The sequence below is a fragment of the Mucilaginibacter sp. genome (genome assembly GCF_039207105.1).
GTDB lineage: Bacteria > Bacteroidota > Bacteroidia > Sphingobacteriales > Sphingobacteriaceae > Mucilaginibacter.
In genome coordinates, this window is the sequence record NZ_JBCECK010000120.1 from 1 (window position 1) to 16,350 (window position 16,350).

Sequence of the window (16,350 nt, forward strand, 5' to 3'; positions counted from 1 at the left end):
CTCACCACTCACCTCTCACCTCTCACCTCTCACCACTCACCTCTCACCTCTCACCTCTCACTCATTCTTTAAACTTTTAACCGGATTGCTTAACGCAGCTTTTATGGCTTGCCAGCTTATTGTTACCATGCATACTATTATGCTTATACCCATCGTTGCTATAAACACCCACCAGCTTACATCTGTACGATATGTATATTGTGCCAGCCAGCGGTTCATGTAATACCAGCTGAGAGCGGCGCCTATCAGAAATGAAATAATTACTAATTGTAAAAACTCTTTTGATAAGTTAAACCATAAACTGCTGATACTTGCTCCCAATACCTTGCGTATACTAATTTCCTTTTTGCGTTGTTCGGCCGAGAAAGATGCCAGCCCAAATAATCCCAAGCACGATATAACGATAGCCAATATGGTGAACGAGCTTGATAAAGTACCCAATAGCCTTTCTGTCTGAAATTTACTGTCAAAACTTTCATCAACAAACTTGTATTGGAAAGGATATTCCGGATTATATTTTTTGTAGATAGCCTCTATACTGGCCAAACTTTTTGAAACCGGGGCCTTAGGGTTTAAACGCATGCCTATTTCCCCTGCCCAACCTTTGTCAAAGCCAACAATTACTGGCTTAACAGGTTCATAAGGTGATGCCCAAACAAAATCTTTAACAACACCTATTACTGTACAATTCTTTCCCTGCCATTTAACAATCTGGCCTAAAGGTGACTTTAAGCGCATCATTTTAACAGCTGCTTCATTCAGCATTAGCGCAAGTGTGTCTGATGGCCTGTCTTCAGCAAAATCACGACCTTGCAAAACAGTTAACCCATAAGTAGATGTAAAGTGATAAGATACAACCATCTGATCAATCGGAATTTTATCTTCGCCAGGCAATTGACCGGACCATGTTATGCCCCAGCTGCTACTACCGGCGTTGGCAATGCTCAACGAAGTTGCTGCAGCATCAACAACAGCACCCGAATTAATAATGTCCCGTCTGAAATTTTCAAATTCCTTATACATATTACCTTCCATAAAGAACTCAACCAGCCCATTTTGAGTATAACCTACCGGGCGGTTCTTGATATAGGTAATCTGTTTATAAATCAGGATGCTTGACAATATTAAATAGGTTGCAAATACAAATTGTACCACCACCAGTATTTGCCTGGAGTGCAATGTTTTTTTGCCTCCGCTATTACTACCTTTTAAAACCTTTACAGGTTTAAATGACGATAAAAACAGCGCCGGGTAACTGCCAGCCAGCAAACCAGTAACTAATGTTACCCCAATGGCAATTAACCAGGTCCAATAGGTATGATAAGGTATACTTAACTGTTTATGAATAATATAATTAAAATAAGGCAGCACAAAAGCCATGATTATTAAAGCTACTACAAAAGCTAAAATCGCGGTAAGTATAGATTCGCCTAAGAACTGCTGAATAATAGCAATACGTCTGGCTCCTACCACCTTGCGGATACCCACCTCGCGCGAGCGGCGTTCTGACCGGGCGGTTGATAGGTTCATGAAATTGATACAGGCGATCAGCAGAATGCCAATAGCCAAAAAAAGGAACAGCCTTACATATTCAATACTACCGCCAGCATTAACACCGTTTTTAAATTCGCTATGTAGGTGATAGTTTTTAAACAAGTATAAAAACAACTGGTTCTCTTTGTTACGCGGATCATTACGCGCAATAAGGTCTTTTACTTTATGATTAAGTGCATCAACATTTACATCCGGCTTTAACATTGCATACGTACTGAAACTATAATTTCCCCAACCTGAATCTTTTACCCAGGGCTGCATAGTTTCGTACAAACTCCATGGGATAAGCGCTTTAAATTTGAAAGTTGAATTTTCCGGTAAATCTTTAATAATAGCGGTCACCTTTACCAATTGCGATCCATTTAACTTCACGGTTTGGCCTATAGGGTCTTTATCACCAAACAAAGCTTTCACCGACGATTCGGTCATGATAACAGATGAAGGATCCTTAAACGCATCTGTTTTATTACCCTTAACAAAATCAAGCGTAAAAATATTCAGGAATGAAGGATCAACCGAAATCAAATTAAATTTGAGCGGCTTATTATTATAGTTAAATAACTGATCGTATCCGTTATTAGTACGGGCAGCAGCTTGAATTTCCGGATAATCTTTTAACAATGCTCCGGCAACCTGTACTGGTGTGGCGTCGCCAGTATGGATCTCGGCATTTGCCGGTTGATTACGCATAACCTTGTATATTCTGTCATTATTTTGATGAAAGGTATCAAAGGTAAATTCATTATACACGTATAGCAGCAGCATAAAACTCACTGCCATTCCTATCCCTAATCCGCCTATGTTAATGGCCGAGTATAGTTTATTGTGGATGAGGCTTCGCCAGGCTATTTTGAAGTAATTTTTGATCATATACTTGAAGTTCTAAACTCTAAAAAATAAATTCTAAGTCCTGAAATTCTAAAAACTAATATCTAAACTCTAATAAATAGGTTATTACACACTTACTATTCATCTGATAATAAGCAATTTTCGGTGAAGGATTTAGGTTGAAAGGTTATTCGGATTTAAAAAAATGAAAAACTCAAGCCTCCCCTCCTTTGCAGAGAGGGGAAGCGAGGCACTCACTAACTTATATAAACTATCTTTTTGGGGAGATGATCTCTTTCTTAAACCATGATATTCTCCATAACACTCTGACCGTCAAGCAAGCGTATAATACGATGGCTGTAGCGGGCATCATGCTCAGAGTGAGTTACCATGATAATGGTAGTACCTTGTTCGTTCAGGTCGGTAAGTAATTCCATTACATCGTTACCGTTGCTGCTGTCCAGGTTACCGGTGGGCTCATCAGCAAGTATCAATTTAGGTTTGTTGACCACGGCCCTGGCAATAGCCACACGCTGTTGCTGACCACCAGATAACTGTTGCGGATAGTGATTACGGCGATGCATGATCTGCATTTTGTCTAACACTTCCTCTACCCTCTTTACCCTTTCAGATGCTGCTACGCCTGTGTATATCAATGGCAGCTCCACGTTTTCAAACACAGTAAGCTCATCAATTAGGTTAAAACTCTGAAACACAAAACCAATGTTGTGCTTGCGAAGATCGGCACGCTTACGTTCGGTAAAATGTGCAACCTCAATATCGTTAAATATATAACTTCCGGCATCCGGATCATCAAGCATACCTAAAATATTGAGCAGGGTTGATTTGCCACAGCCTGATGGGCCCATGATGGCCACAAACTCGCCCGTCGCGATTTCAATTGATAGCTTGTTTAAAGCTATGGTCTCTACCTCTTCTGTGCGGTAGAATTTTTCGAGATTAGTAATTTTTATCATTGGTGCCTCCTGAATCATCACTGCCCTGTGGCAGATCGACTTAATTTATACAGTTTGTTAATTAGTTTTATATAAGATGTTTTACAGCTGCTTTCCGTTGCAGGCCATAGCTTATTTATTTTTTCAATACCAATTCCTGAATATCGCCATAAGTTTCATAGCTCGATGTGATTACTTTATCGCCTGGTTTAAGACCATCAGTCACTACATAATAATCAGGGCTTTGCCTTCCAAGCTGAATATCAACTTTGTAAGCCTTAGTGCCATCCTCACTTACTTTAAATATCCAATTACCACCGGTTTGCTGATAAAAACCTCCCTTAGGAACCAGTATCGCTTGTGTTTCATCGCTCAATGCCAGCCTAACCTGCAGGGTTTGCCCTTTTCTGATACCCTTTGGTACAGCGCCAACAAACTGCATATCAACCTGGAACCGGCCCGCGGTTACCTGGGTAAATACTTTTTTAATAACCAAATTATAAGTCTTATCGGCAAACTGAAAATCACCTTTAAGCCCGGTATAAATACGCGATAGATAATGTTCGTCAATATCAACTCTTACTTTAAACCCTGATTGAACGTCGATTTGTCCTAAGTGCTCACCTTGTTTTTTGTTCTGCCCAACTTCGGCATCCATCGAGGTTAGTTGTCCGTCAATTGGCGCTCTTAATGTTAAGCTGGCCACCTTTTTACGCATCAGCTCCAGGGTGGTTTTCATATGCGCATATTGTTCTTGTGATTGCGATGCCTGTTGCTTAACCAGCGCGGTATCCTGCGTTAATATTTGCTTGGCAAGCCTGTAACGGTTTACCTGATAATCATACATGTTTTTGGCTGATTGATATTCTTGTAAACCGATAGCCTTTTGATCAAAAAGATGCTTATCTAATTTATATACACGCTCGGCTTCTTTATAGGTATTTTCTACATCGGCCATTGTGTTTAGCTTGGTTATGGTATTTTGTTGAGCATTGTTATGCGAAATCTGCATTTGTGTTTGCTCAGCATATACTGCGGTTTCCTGATTAGCCAGGCTCAATTCCAGATCGGTATTAGAAAGCTTTAATATTGGGTCACCCTTTTTCAAATTAGCGCCGTCTTCTACATACTTTTCTTCAACCACACCGCCTTCAGTAGCATCCAGATAAATTGTGGTAAGCGGCATAACCACACCATTTACCGGAATAAACTCCTGAAAAGGGCCTTTGGTAATAGTGCTTACGGTTATACGTTCTGTATCAACATCAAGCTTGCTTTTGCCTGATGTTAAATAAATACTTCCGCTAACTAATAAAATAATGCCTGTTATACCCGCAATTGTTAGTATCCGCTTACTGTTCCAGGTCTTTTTTTCAATTTTTCTGTCCACTGTAGTTCTAATATTTTGAATAGTAGTAACAAAAAGATATGCCACAAATTAAACAACTGTATTTCAGTATATTAACCAATAAATAAGCTATCAGAGCGTTCGCTTCTGTTACAGCAAGTGTCCGGTAATGATACAGTGACTTGGATTACCCTTACCGGTTCATAATTGATTTACAGTTTAATACTTCTATTATAAATAACTGGTATGAAATTTAAGCATTCAATTATTAATTTGCACATTAGTTCATTAGTTATTGCAGAATCTGTTTATTAGCATCAATACCATATATTGATAATACAAATAAACCAACCTGAATACCCCTGAACCAATGAATTAATAACCAATGAACCATAAAAAATATGATACTTAAAAAAGCTACCATTTTAATTGTTGACGATGACCCGGATGTGCTAACCGCGGTTAAGCTTTTACTGAAAACCGAAGCGCAGGAAGTGATCACCGAAAAAAATCCGGAAAATTTAAACTGGTTGCTGCAGCGTAACGAGGTTGACCTTGTTTTGCTTGATATGAACTTCAACAGCGCTATAAACACTGGCAATGAAGGCTTATACTGGCTAAGCAAGGTAAAAGCCTGGAAACCCAACGTATGCGTGATCATGATAACCGCGTACGGTGATATTGACCTGGCCGTACGTTCATTAAAAGAAGGTGCTAATGATTTTATAGTAAAACCCTGGCACAATGAAAAGCTGATAGCCACCATAAAAGAGCTCTTAGACAAAAAAGAAGGCATAAAAACCACCAAAACCGCTGTAAAAAGCACTGCGGGCGATACTTCTATCTTGGGCGAATCGGAAGTGATGCAGGATATTTTTTATAAGGTAAATAAGATTGCCCCTACCGATGCCAATATTTTACTCATGGGCGAAAACGGTACAGGTAAAGACCTCATGGCCAAAGCCATACATGAACGTTCATTACGTGCAGATAAACCATTTATAAAGGTTGATGTAGGTGCCCTTACCGATACCCTGTTTGAAAGCGAACTTTTTGGTCATAAAAAAGGTGCCTTCACCGATGCCCGGGAAGACCGTACAGGCCGTTTTGAAGATGCTCATGGTGGCACCCTGTTTTTAGATGAGATTGGTAACATTACCCTGCAACAACAGGCCAAACTGCTTACCGTACTGCAAAACCGGCAGGTAACCCGTCTGGGTACCAATAAAGCGGTTGATATTGATATCAGGTTGATTTGTGCTACCAACGTGCCTATGCATGAGTTGGCCAACGAAAACCGCTTTCGTAAGGATTTGATCTATCGCATTAATACCGTTGAGATCAACATGCCGCCATTGCGTAAACGAAATGAAGATATTACCATACTGGCCAGGCATTTTGCCCGCTTGTACGCCAGCAAATATCTTAAACCTACTATGGATTTTGATGCAGCCGCCCTGCAAAAGTTAAAGTCATACAATTACCCGGGCAACGTACGTGAGCTGCAATATACCATTGAAAGAGCTGTTATTATGGCCGATGACAATACCTTAAGACCCGACGACCTGATATTCTCCATTTTAGAAACTGCAACCGAAACAACCACCAACGAGGATAATATTCAATTAAGCACGCTCGAAAAAAATGCCATACTTCGGGTAATTGAAAAACATAACGGCAACATAACACGGGCGGCCAAAGAATTAGGACTTACCCGCACGGCCTTATACCGTAGATTGAGTAAATATGATATTTAACAGATATGAATGGCGGCTTTTGCTGCGTGTGTTTTTGCTGTTTCTGGCATTATTGGCAGCCTCATATGTTGTTGTAATAGGCCAGCCGCTTTACCTGGTAATATTTGTACCATTGGTTATTTACGCGATTGTTGAAATGATCCGCTTTCAAAAAAAGGCACAGGATGAGGTAAACCAGTTTGTTGAATCTATTCATTACCGTGATTTTTCAAGACATTTTGACGTACGGCGCGCACCCAACGAACTCAAACCACTGCGGAAAGGATTTAACGATATCAATACTACCTTTAAACTTATTAGCCGGGAGCGCGAAACACAATACCACTATCTGCAAAAGATACTGGAACTGGTGGATACCGGCATCCTCTCGTTTGAGGAAGAAAGTGGCAACATAAGCTGGATCAACGAGGCTTTTAAAAACCTTATCGGCATACCTTACCTTAAAACTGTTCATTCCCTTGAAAAGCGCGAGCCTGCTTTATACCTCGAACTGATCAAAGTAAAACCAGGCGACAGTAAGATCATTACCGTAACACGCAACCAGCAGCTGGTTAAAATTTTAATCACCGCCAGCGTAATGCGCAGCGATGATATACTTTATAAGTTAATAGCTTTCCAGAACGTAAGCGAGGCATTGGACGAAACGGAATCAAAAGCCTGGCAAAAGCTGCTCAATGTAATGACCCACGAGATCATGAACTCGGTTGCCCCAATCTCATCACTTGCGGATACGCTCAAGAACCGCCTGCAAAGCCCGGAAATAGCCAACAGCGTGCAAAGCAGTGAACTGGAAGATCTGGAACTGGGTATAGATACCATCAAAAGGCGCAGCGAGGGGTTACTTAAATTTACCGAAAGTTACCGCAGCCTTAACAAGATCACCAAGCTTGATCTGAATAAGATATTGGTGCGCGATCTGTTCGAGAACCTGAACAGCCTGATGCGGCCGACACTTGAGAAAAAGAATATTGAACTGGAGATCATCCTGCGCGACCCGACGCTGGCCATACAAGCCGATATAAACCTGATAGAACAGGTGATGATAAACCTGTTGGTAAATGCCATTGAGGCTGTAAAAGATCGGGAAGAGCCCCGCCTTATACTTGCTGCCGAAATACAGAACAACAGTAAAACCCTGGTTAAGGTAATTGATAATGGCTTAGGCATGCCGCCCGAGCTGCTGGATAAAATATTTATTCCGTTTTTTAGTACCCGTAAAACGGGGAGTGGTATTGGACTAAGCCTCTGTAAGCAGATCATGCTGTTGCACAAAGGCAATATCCAAGTACAATCGACCGAAGGTAAAGGCTCTTCATTTATTTTGCAGTTTATATAGAATTTTACTAAAAAAATGATTGATCGCAAACAGCTAAACATTCTCGCTATTTCGGGCAGCCTGCGTTCTGGCTCATCAAACCACAACATTTTAAAATATCTGACGAGCCTGGTTCCCGAAAATATCAACTATAACATCTACGAAGGGCTGACACTTATTCCGCCTTTTGATCCGGGATTAGATACCGATACCCCACCCACCGCTGTAACTGAATTAAGACAACTTTTGGCCGAAGCTGACGGTGTGATCATCTGCACGCCTGAATACGCCTTTGGCGTACCGGGGCAATTAAAAAACATGCTCGACTGGCTGGTTTCAAGCAGTTCATTAGTTGATAAACCGGTGGCGCTTATTACAGCATCATCAAGTGGTCAATATGCACACCCATCGCTCCTATTAACGCTTGGCGCTTTATCCGCAAAACTTACCGATGGTGCAAATCTACTTATCTCCTTTATCCGTTCAAGAATGGCTCCGGACGGTAGCCTTACAGACACGGAAACAAAAAACAACTTGAAGGTTGTGATGAATACTTTATTGAATCAATTGCTTAAAGTAGATTAAGCTTCTGCCAATTTGACAACATCCCCTTGTTTGGAACAGGCATTGATGATTACCCGCTGAAAATCATATTTAAATCAACCATATAATAATATTATGCAAGAAAAAGGCAGCATTTCGATACACACCGAAAACATTTTTCCGATAATTAAGAAATTCCTTTACTCAGATAATGAGATATTTTTGCGTGAGCTGGTATCAAACGCGGTAGATGCTACCCAAAAAATTAAACGTTTGGCTTCTTTAGGCCAATACAATGGAGAACTTGGCGATCTGCGCGTTGAAGTAGCATTTGACGAGGCGAAAAAAACGATCACCATATCTGACAACGGTTTGGGTATGACCGCTGAGGAAATCAAAAAATACATCAATCAGATAGCATTTTCGGGCGCTACCGAGTTCATGGAAAAATTCAAGGAGGCCAAAGATGCCAATGAGATCATCGGCCGTTTTGGTTTAGGTTTCTACTCGGCATTTATGGTTGCTGATAAGGTAGAAATTCAAACTTTGTCATACCAGGAAGGTGCTGAGCCTGCATACTGGGTTTGTGATGGCAGCACAGAATTTGAAATTGGTGAAGGTGTACTTGCGGAGCGCGGTACCGAAATCACCCTGTATATTAACAGCGAATCGGAAGAGTTTTTAAGCCAATATAAGCTACAGGAGATATTAGACAAATACTGTAAATTTTTACCGGTTCCAATTAAATTCGGTACCAAAACAGAGCAGGAAGAAGATGGCGTTGATGAAGAGGGCAAACCAAAATACATTGAAGTTCAGCACGATAATATCATCAACGAAACCAACCCTATCTGGACTAAAGCACCTTCTGAATTAAAAGACGAAGACTACCTTAACTTCTACAAAACGCTTTACCCTTTCAGCGAAGATCCATTATTCTGGATACATCTGAACGTTGATTATCCTTTCAATTTAACAGGTGTTTTGTACTTCCCTAAACTGAAAAACGATTTTGAGATCCAGAAAAACAAGATCAAATTATTCAGCCGCCAGGTATTTATTACCGATGAGGTAAAAGATATTGTTCCGGAATTTTTAATGTTGCTGCATGGTGTTATCGATTCACCGGATATTCCGCTTAACGTATCGCGCAGCTTTTTACAGGCCGATAGCAACGTTAAAAAGATCAATAGCTACATCACCAAAAAAGTAGCTGATAAATTGGCAGAACTGTTTAAAGCCGACCGTAAAGCATACGAAGAAAAATGGACAGACATTGGCCTGTTTGTTAAATACGGTATGGTAAGCGAAGACAAGTTTTATGACAAGGCGAAAGACTTTGTTTTGGTATCAAACACCAAAAACGAGAACTTCACTTTACCTGAATACAAAGAGAAAGTAGAAGCTGTACAAACCGACAAAGACGGCCAGCTGGTTTATATCTACACCAATGACCCATCAAAACAGGATGCCTTTATTCAGTCGGCAACTAAAAAAGGTTATGATGTATTGGTTATGAACTCGCCTATTGATAATCATTTCATTAGTCAGCTGGAGCAAAAACTGGATAAAACATCCTTAAAACGTGTTGATGCCGATGTTGCCGATAAACTGATCAAAAAAGATGATGCACCGGAAACCGTTTTGACTGAAGAGCAATCAACAAAGGTTAAAGACATTTTTAACAAAGCCATTAACAAACCGGCATACAACGTTCAATTAGAAAGCCTTAACCCAGATGAGCTTCCGGTAATTGTTACTATGGACGAGTTTATGCGCCGTATGAAAGATATGGCTGCAATGGGTGGCGGTATGGGCTTTTATGGCAACATGCCTGATAATTACAAAGTGATTGTAAATGGTAATCACAAACTGATCACCCGTATATTACAGGAAGAAAACGAACAGGTTCAAGCCCAGTTATCAAAACAAGCATTTGACCTCGCGCTACTTTCACAGGGATTATTAACCGGTGCTGAGCTTACAGAATTTGTAAACCGCAGTGTTAATCTGATATAATTTTAAAGTACTTTTAATGCAAAGCCATCCGCTAAAACGGATGGCTTTTTTTGTTTAAATTATAATTAAATTTGATAGTACTAAACCTAAAAGGCATTCTTGAGTCAAACCAACATAAATACTTAGTTATGAAAATCTTAAACAAAATAGCTACATTGTTTTTAATGAGCTTGATAAGCATAAGTTTAGTTCATGCCCAGACCAGCCGCAAGGATAAAAAAGCTGCGCATGCTGCTGAAATAAAAAGCATGGTTGAGGCACAGGATTATGTGTTTGATGCCAACTATGTAACCCCAATGAGAGGAATTAGCAGATCATTAAATTCTCCTTATGATCTGGTAATTAGTAAAGACACTATAACTGCCTTTTTGCCTTATTTCGGTCAGGCGTACCAGGCACCTTACAACCCTACAGATGGCGGCATTAAATTTACCACAACCAAGTTTAGCTACAATTCAAAAGTGGGTAAAAAAGGTGATTGGACGATTACTATTAAACCTACCGATAGAAGTATTAGCAACTGGCGCGATGTGCAGACCATGACGCTCAGCATCTCAACAGATGGGTACGCTTCTTTACAGGTGATCAGCACCAACCGTGATCCTATTTCATTTAATGGAACTATTGAAAAACGAGATCATAAAAAATAATTTACAAAGCTAAGGCCTTGGTTAATTGCCTTAGCTTGACCCTGCCATCATTTCCTCTGTTAATAAAACTTTGTGTTTGCCTGTACTTATAAATAGCGCGATCACAATAGCAAGCCCAGTAAAGAATATCGCGCTCACCCATATATTAAACCAAATTATAGCCACAAGGCATACCGCTGATATAATTAATGCCGTGACCGGAAATACGGGGTAAAACGGCGATGAAAAAGGCCGCTCCAGCAAAGGTTCTTTTTTACGAAGTAAAAACAGGCTCAGCATACTCATCAAATACATCACAATAGCCCCAAGTACCGATAATACAATTATCTGGGCTGTAGTACCGCTGTAAATAGCTAAAAAGCTAATTACCCCACCAGCAACAAGTGCCCAATGCGGCGTTTTAAACCGGTGATTGATAGCTGCCAGTCCACGGGGTAAATAGCCACTGCGGGCCATAGCAAACACCTGCCTCGAAGATGCCAGGATAGTACCATGCAAAGAGGCAATTAATCCAAACAAACCAATGCTGGCAAATATTTGCGTAAGGCCGTTTGCCTTGCCTAAAACTATGCCTATAGCCTCAGGCAAAGGATAATCCAAATTACTCAATTTGCGCCAATCGGTTAAGCCGCCTGTTAGTATCATTACACCCAGAGCCAGGACCACCAATGTAACTAATGCTGATATATACCCTCTGGGGATGTTCTTTTTAGGGTCTTTTACCTCTTCGGCCACCATAGCAACGCCTTCAATAGCCAGATAAAACCAAACAGCGAAAGGTAATGCGGCAAATACCCCTGCCCAACCAAAAGGCATAGGGTTGCTTAGGTAATTATCCATTTTAAAATGGGGGGATACTATACCCATATACAACAGCAATTCGGCCACTGCCAATATGGTTATAAATACCGAAAACGTGGCAGACTCCTTTACTCCAGATATATTGAGAATTATAAAAGCCGCATTGAACAACATAGCCGACTGCATAATCGGGATTGCCGGATACAGAAAATGAAGATAACTCCCTAAGGATATAGCAATAGCGGGCGATGCCAGCAAAAAATCTATGAGTGTTGCATATCCGGCTATTAGTCCTCCTAACGGCCCCATAGCTCTGTAAGCGTAAGCAAAAGCTCCACCTGCATGCGGGATAGCGGTTGTAAGCTCTGTGTAACTGAATATGAAGGTAATATACATTACCGTAATGAGCAGGGTAGCTATCAAAAAGCCAATAGTACCTGATACGGCCCAACCCAGGTTCCAGCCAAAATACTCACCGGATATGACCAGCCCCACAGCAATTGCCCACAAATGAACAGGTTTCAATACTCTTTTTAACTGCTCTGCTGCGGGTCTCGTCATTTATTTTGATTAAGGGCTCTTAAGATACTTAAAACAGCCCTTAAATCAAAATTGAGCCTTATTATTGGTTCATTAGCATCATTGGTCTTTTGAATATTTACTAATAAACCAATGATACTAATGAACCAATGAACCTTTACACGTTCAATTTATTTTTCAGATAGCCAATACTGCTGGTAATACTGGCCAGCGCGTCTTTTGGCATATCATGTTCTACAAAAAAGTGTTGCATTCCTGAAGATGCCGCGGCGGCGAAAATTGGCTTAAAATCAAGCGTTCCGCTGCCTACCGGTAATATATTTTCACGGCTGGCATCCAGATCTTTTACGTGCCATAGCGGGAAACGGCCGGGGTGTTGTTTAAACATTTCAACCGGATTTTTGCCCCCTTTAATAGCCCAGGCCAGGTCAAGCTCCATTTTTACATTTTTAGGATCCGTTTCGCTAAGCAACAGATCGTATGGAACTTTGCCGTCAACCGGGTGAAATTCCATATCATGATTGTGGTAAGCGAATTGGATACCTACCTTTTTAGTGGCCTCCCCTGTTTTATTCAGCACCTCAATGGTTGATTTGATCTCATCCAGTGTGCCGGTTGGCGAATTTGCGCAAACCAGGTACTTTACACCGCCTTCTGCCACGGCATCAACCAGTTCCTGCATATTATCCCGAAGATTTTTTAGTGGCGGTATCACCATTGGTTTACCATCGGCATCTAAGGGCATTTTTGCTCCCGGAGGAAGTTTAAATGGGGCTCCCAGTACGTGATGTGAGGTCCAGGACATGCCCAGGTCATTTACTGTTGACTTAAAGTCTTTGGCGCTCATGCCATAAAAGCCTCCCTTTTTGCTAAAGGCTGATTCAAGCTCTTTATAGCCAAGACCGGCTATTTTTGTTAAGGTGCCTTTTACATCCTCGTCAATAATGCCAAAGAAGGTGTATAACTGCAAACCTACAGCGTGGCCGGGTTTTATATTACTTAGTAAAGAGCCTGCTTTGCTTGATAAGGCCAGGCCGCCAAGTGCCAGCGCACCAGCGCTTTGGATAAACTTTCTCCTGTTGTAATTCATGCTGATATTTTTTAGTTTAATAAGTGGTACAGTAAATCTAAATAATTTTCATCATGAAATAAATTTTATTGTGTCCATTTTACACATTAATTTTTTTATCACAGTTTTTTCGGGCTTCAGAACTACTGGAAATTTTCAAATAATGGGTGATATTTTGCTGGGAGTTTGGAGCTGATAAAACTTTTTAAAATTTTATTTTAACATAAATCAGCATCAAAATCTGCTAAAAAAGTGGCAAAAAATCGTTAAAATCTTACAAAATCGACCGTTTTGAATCATTTTAACGTTGTTTTAGGCTATAATTAAAGCTTTAAGAAGTTTTAACTACCTAACAATCAATACACTAATTCTTATTCACTTATCTCCGATTGTTTTGCCCTTTTAACAAAACAGCCGGACTCCCCTGTTGAAGAGCGTCCGGCTGTTAGTTGATATAAATATACGAAAATCTTACGGCTTAACCGCGGATAAACTAAATATAAAGGCAGTTGGCAATCAAGCCGGTCCAGCCGGTTTGGTGCGATGCCCCTGCCCCGCGGCCATTATCGCCATCAAAAAACTCATAAAACAATATATGATCTTTAAAATTAGGATCTGTTTGCATCTTTTCATAATTGCCAAATACCGGGCGTTTGCCGTTTTCATCGCGTAAAAACAGTTTGGATATGCGGCGATAAAGTTCATTGGCTACATCCTTTAAGTTCATATAGTTGCCCGATCCTGTTGGGTACTCCACCTTAAAGCCATCACCGTAATAATCATAAAACTTGTGCAAACTATCAATGATCAGGTAGTTAATAGGTATCCAAATGGGGCCGCGCCAATTGCTGTTGCCGCCAAACAGGCCACTATCGCTTTCGGCAGGCGTATAACCTATTCCGAACTTCATGCCATTTACGTCAATATGGAAAGGGTGATCTAAATGATATTTTGACAGCGAACGGATACCATAATCACTCAAAAATTCTTTTTCATCGAGCATATATTTCAGGATCGATTTCATCCTGAAACCACGGAGCAAGCTGATCAGGTGCTTACCATTGGCACTGCGCTCATTCCAGCGCGAAACAAGGCCGGCCAGGTCGGGCCGGTTTTCCGCAAACCACTTCATCCGGTCTTTGAAGATAGGGCTATCGCTGATATCATTCTCACTCAACACCTCTGTGGCAAACAGCGGGATGAGGCCCACTATACTGCGTACCTTCATTTTTATAGAGCCGTTATCCGGAAAACGGAGCTGATCGTAAAAAAAGCCGTCATCGTCATCCCAAAGGCCTTCATTATTATCGCCCAGGTTTGACATCGCCCCAACAATATAAATAAAGTGTTCAAAAAATTTGGATGCGATATCCGAATACGCTTTATCATTTTCGGCAAGCTCTGTGGCTATGCGAAGCAAATTTAGGGAGTACATGGCCATCCAACTGGTACCATCCGCCTGCTCCAGATGCTGCCCCATAGGCAGGGGCGTATTCCGGTCAAACACGCCAATGTTATCCAAACCCAAAAATCCGCCTTCAAAAACGTTATTACCCTGGGCATCCTTACGGTTTACCCACCAGGTAAAATTGAGCATCAGCTTATGAAATATCCGCTCCAGGAAATAGATGTCACCCTTACCCCCGTTGGCTTCCTTATCGGTTTTGTAAACGCTCCAAACCACCATAGCATGTACGGGAGGGTTACCATCGCTGAAATCCCACTCGTAGGCTGGCAACTGCCCGTTAGGGTGCATATACCAATCGCGAGTAAGCAGAATGAGCTGATTTTTAGCGAAAGCCATATCAACGCGCGCCAGCGGCAAACAATGGAAAGCCAGATCCCAGGCTGCAAACCACGGATATTCCCATTTATCGGGCATCGATATTACATCGCGGGTGTTCAGGTGCATCCATTTGCTGTTACGTGCGGTCTTCCGCTGCTCGGGAGGTTTGGGCTGGGCCGGATCTCCGCGAAGCCAGTGCCGGATATCTGAATAATAGAATTGCTTGTTCCAAAGCATTCCCGCGTAGGCCTGCCGCTGAATCAGGATACGGTCCGGGTCTTGCTTAGGGCTCACTACCTCAGCATAAAACTGATCAGCTTCGGTAAGGCGGGTTTCAAATATCTGGTCAAAATCTTCAAAACTATAGTTAGCATCGGGTGATAAACGCAAACGGAGCGTAACGCTCTGCTTAGCGCCTACCGTAATATCATAATTAACAGCGGCCTTGGTACCCGTTTTACGCGGATTAACCGTATCGGCACCATGAACTATATGATCATTGATGCCATCTTTATAAAACTTATTACCCGAATCATAATGATATAAACGATTGGTATTGGTTTCGTTTTCGCAAAACAGTAAATCACATGAACCTTCTGTATGCAGCCATAGCGGATCAAGGTCTTTATGCGATATCTGTATACGGTTATGCGCATTGGCCGCCATAGATGGCTTATAATCCTTGTAGCCCCAGCTCCAGGTATTACGGAACCAAAGGGTAGGCATTACATTTAAGGCCGCATCGGCATTGCCCCGGTTATGGATGGTTATTTTGATCAGGATATCGTCTTGGGCGTTTTTTGCATACTCAGTAAAAACATCAAAATATTCATCTTTATTAAATATACCGGTATCCAATATTTCAAATTCGGGATCTTGCCGGGTACGATGTTTATTTTCAGTAACAAGCCACTCGTATGGAAATTGCTGTTGCGGATATTTGTACAGCATTTTCATGTAGGAATGCGTAGGTGTACTATCCAGATAATAATATAGTTCCTTTACATCCTCGCCGTGGTTACCCTCGGGGTTGCTGAGGCCAAAGTAACGCTCTTTGATGATAGGGTCTTTTTTATTCCAGAATGATAATCCAAAACAAAGCAGTTGCTGCCTGTCGCAAATACCGGCTATACCCTCCTCGCCCCAGCGGTAGGTTTTGCTGCGGGCCATATCATGGGTTATAT

At 41.3% G+C, this 16,350-nt stretch carries 11 protein-coding genes; 5 read left to right on the forward strand and 6 right to left on the reverse strand.

Annotated elements, in window-relative coordinates; all coding sequences use genetic code 11:
* Nucleotides 1-57: 57 nt before the first annotated feature.
* From AAGC65_RS19385 to AAGC65_RS19395, 3 genes are all read right to left on the reverse strand, one after another.
* Nucleotides 58-2,424 carry an ABC transporter permease gene (locus tag AAGC65_RS19385; RefSeq protein ID WP_343114114.1) on the reverse strand — a complete coding sequence of 789 codons (2,367 nt, stop codon included), beginning with the start codon at nucleotides 2,422-2,424 and terminating at the stop codon, nucleotides 58-60.
* 257 nt (nucleotides 2,425-2,681) lie between these two features.
* A complete protein-coding gene (locus AAGC65_RS19390; protein WP_343114115.1) occupies nucleotides 2,682-3,359 on the reverse strand; it encodes an ABC transporter ATP-binding protein in 678 nt (225 codons plus the stop codon).
* A 115-nt stretch (nucleotides 3,360-3,474) separates the two neighbouring features.
* A complete protein-coding gene (locus tag AAGC65_RS19395; RefSeq protein ID WP_343114116.1) occupies nucleotides 3,475-4,728 on the reverse strand; it encodes an efflux RND transporter periplasmic adaptor subunit in 1,254 nt (417 codons plus the stop codon).
* A 359-nt stretch (nucleotides 4,729-5,087) separates the two neighbouring features.
* On the opposite strand from AAGC65_RS19395, the gene AAGC65_RS19400 reads away from it, so the two are divergent.
* The 5 genes from AAGC65_RS19400 to AAGC65_RS19420 all read left to right on the forward strand — a co-directional run bounded on the left by AAGC65_RS19400 (nucleotide 5,088) and on the right by AAGC65_RS19420 (nucleotide 10,970).
* A complete protein-coding gene (locus tag AAGC65_RS19400) occupies nucleotides 5,088-6,443 on the forward strand; it encodes a sigma-54 dependent transcriptional regulator (protein ID WP_343114117.1) in 1,356 nt (451 codons plus the stop codon).
* Entirely contained in the window at nucleotides 6,433-7,779 is a 1,347-nt protein-coding gene (locus AAGC65_RS19405; RefSeq protein ID WP_343114118.1) for a HAMP domain-containing sensor histidine kinase, read from the forward strand. Before AAGC65_RS19400 ends, AAGC65_RS19405 begins: the two co-directional genes overlap by 11 nt.
* A gap of 15 nt (nucleotides 7,780-7,794) precedes the next feature.
* Nucleotides 7,795-8,343 carry an NAD(P)H-dependent oxidoreductase gene (locus tag AAGC65_RS19410; protein WP_343114119.1) on the forward strand — a complete coding sequence of 183 codons (549 nt, stop codon included), beginning with the start codon at nucleotides 7,795-7,797 and terminating at the stop codon, nucleotides 8,341-8,343.
* A 93-nt stretch (nucleotides 8,344-8,436) separates the two neighbouring features.
* Nucleotides 8,437-10,320, forward strand: coding sequence for a molecular chaperone HtpG (gene htpG / locus AAGC65_RS19415; protein WP_343114120.1), 1,884 nt, complete (start codon nucleotides 8,437-8,439; stop codon nucleotides 10,318-10,320).
* A gap of 128 nt (nucleotides 10,321-10,448) precedes the next feature.
* Entirely contained in the window at nucleotides 10,449-10,970 is a 522-nt protein-coding gene (locus AAGC65_RS19420; protein WP_343114121.1) for a DUF4251 domain-containing protein, read from the forward strand.
* Nucleotides 10,971-11,000: 30 nt separating this feature from the next.
* On the opposite strand, the gene eat is transcribed toward AAGC65_RS19420, so the two are convergent.
* From eat to AAGC65_RS19435, 3 genes are all read right to left on the reverse strand, one after another.
* Nucleotides 11,001-12,332 (reverse strand): ethanolamine permease, encoded by a 1,332-nt coding sequence (gene eat / locus AAGC65_RS19425; protein ID WP_343114122.1) that lies wholly within the window; start codon nucleotides 12,330-12,332, stop codon nucleotides 11,001-11,003.
* Nucleotides 12,333-12,468: 136 nt separating this feature from the next.
* The gene (locus tag AAGC65_RS19430; RefSeq protein ID WP_343114123.1) at nucleotides 12,469-13,401 is read right to left on the reverse strand and encodes a sugar phosphate isomerase/epimerase; all 933 of its coding nucleotides are present in this window, start codon (nucleotides 13,399-13,401) and stop codon (nucleotides 12,469-12,471) included.
* A gap of 472 nt (nucleotides 13,402-13,873) precedes the next feature.
* On the reverse strand, nucleotides 13,874-16,350 hold a 2,477-nt coding region (locus AAGC65_RS19435; RefSeq protein ID WP_343114124.1), incomplete at its 5' end, for an MGH1-like glycoside hydrolase domain-containing protein.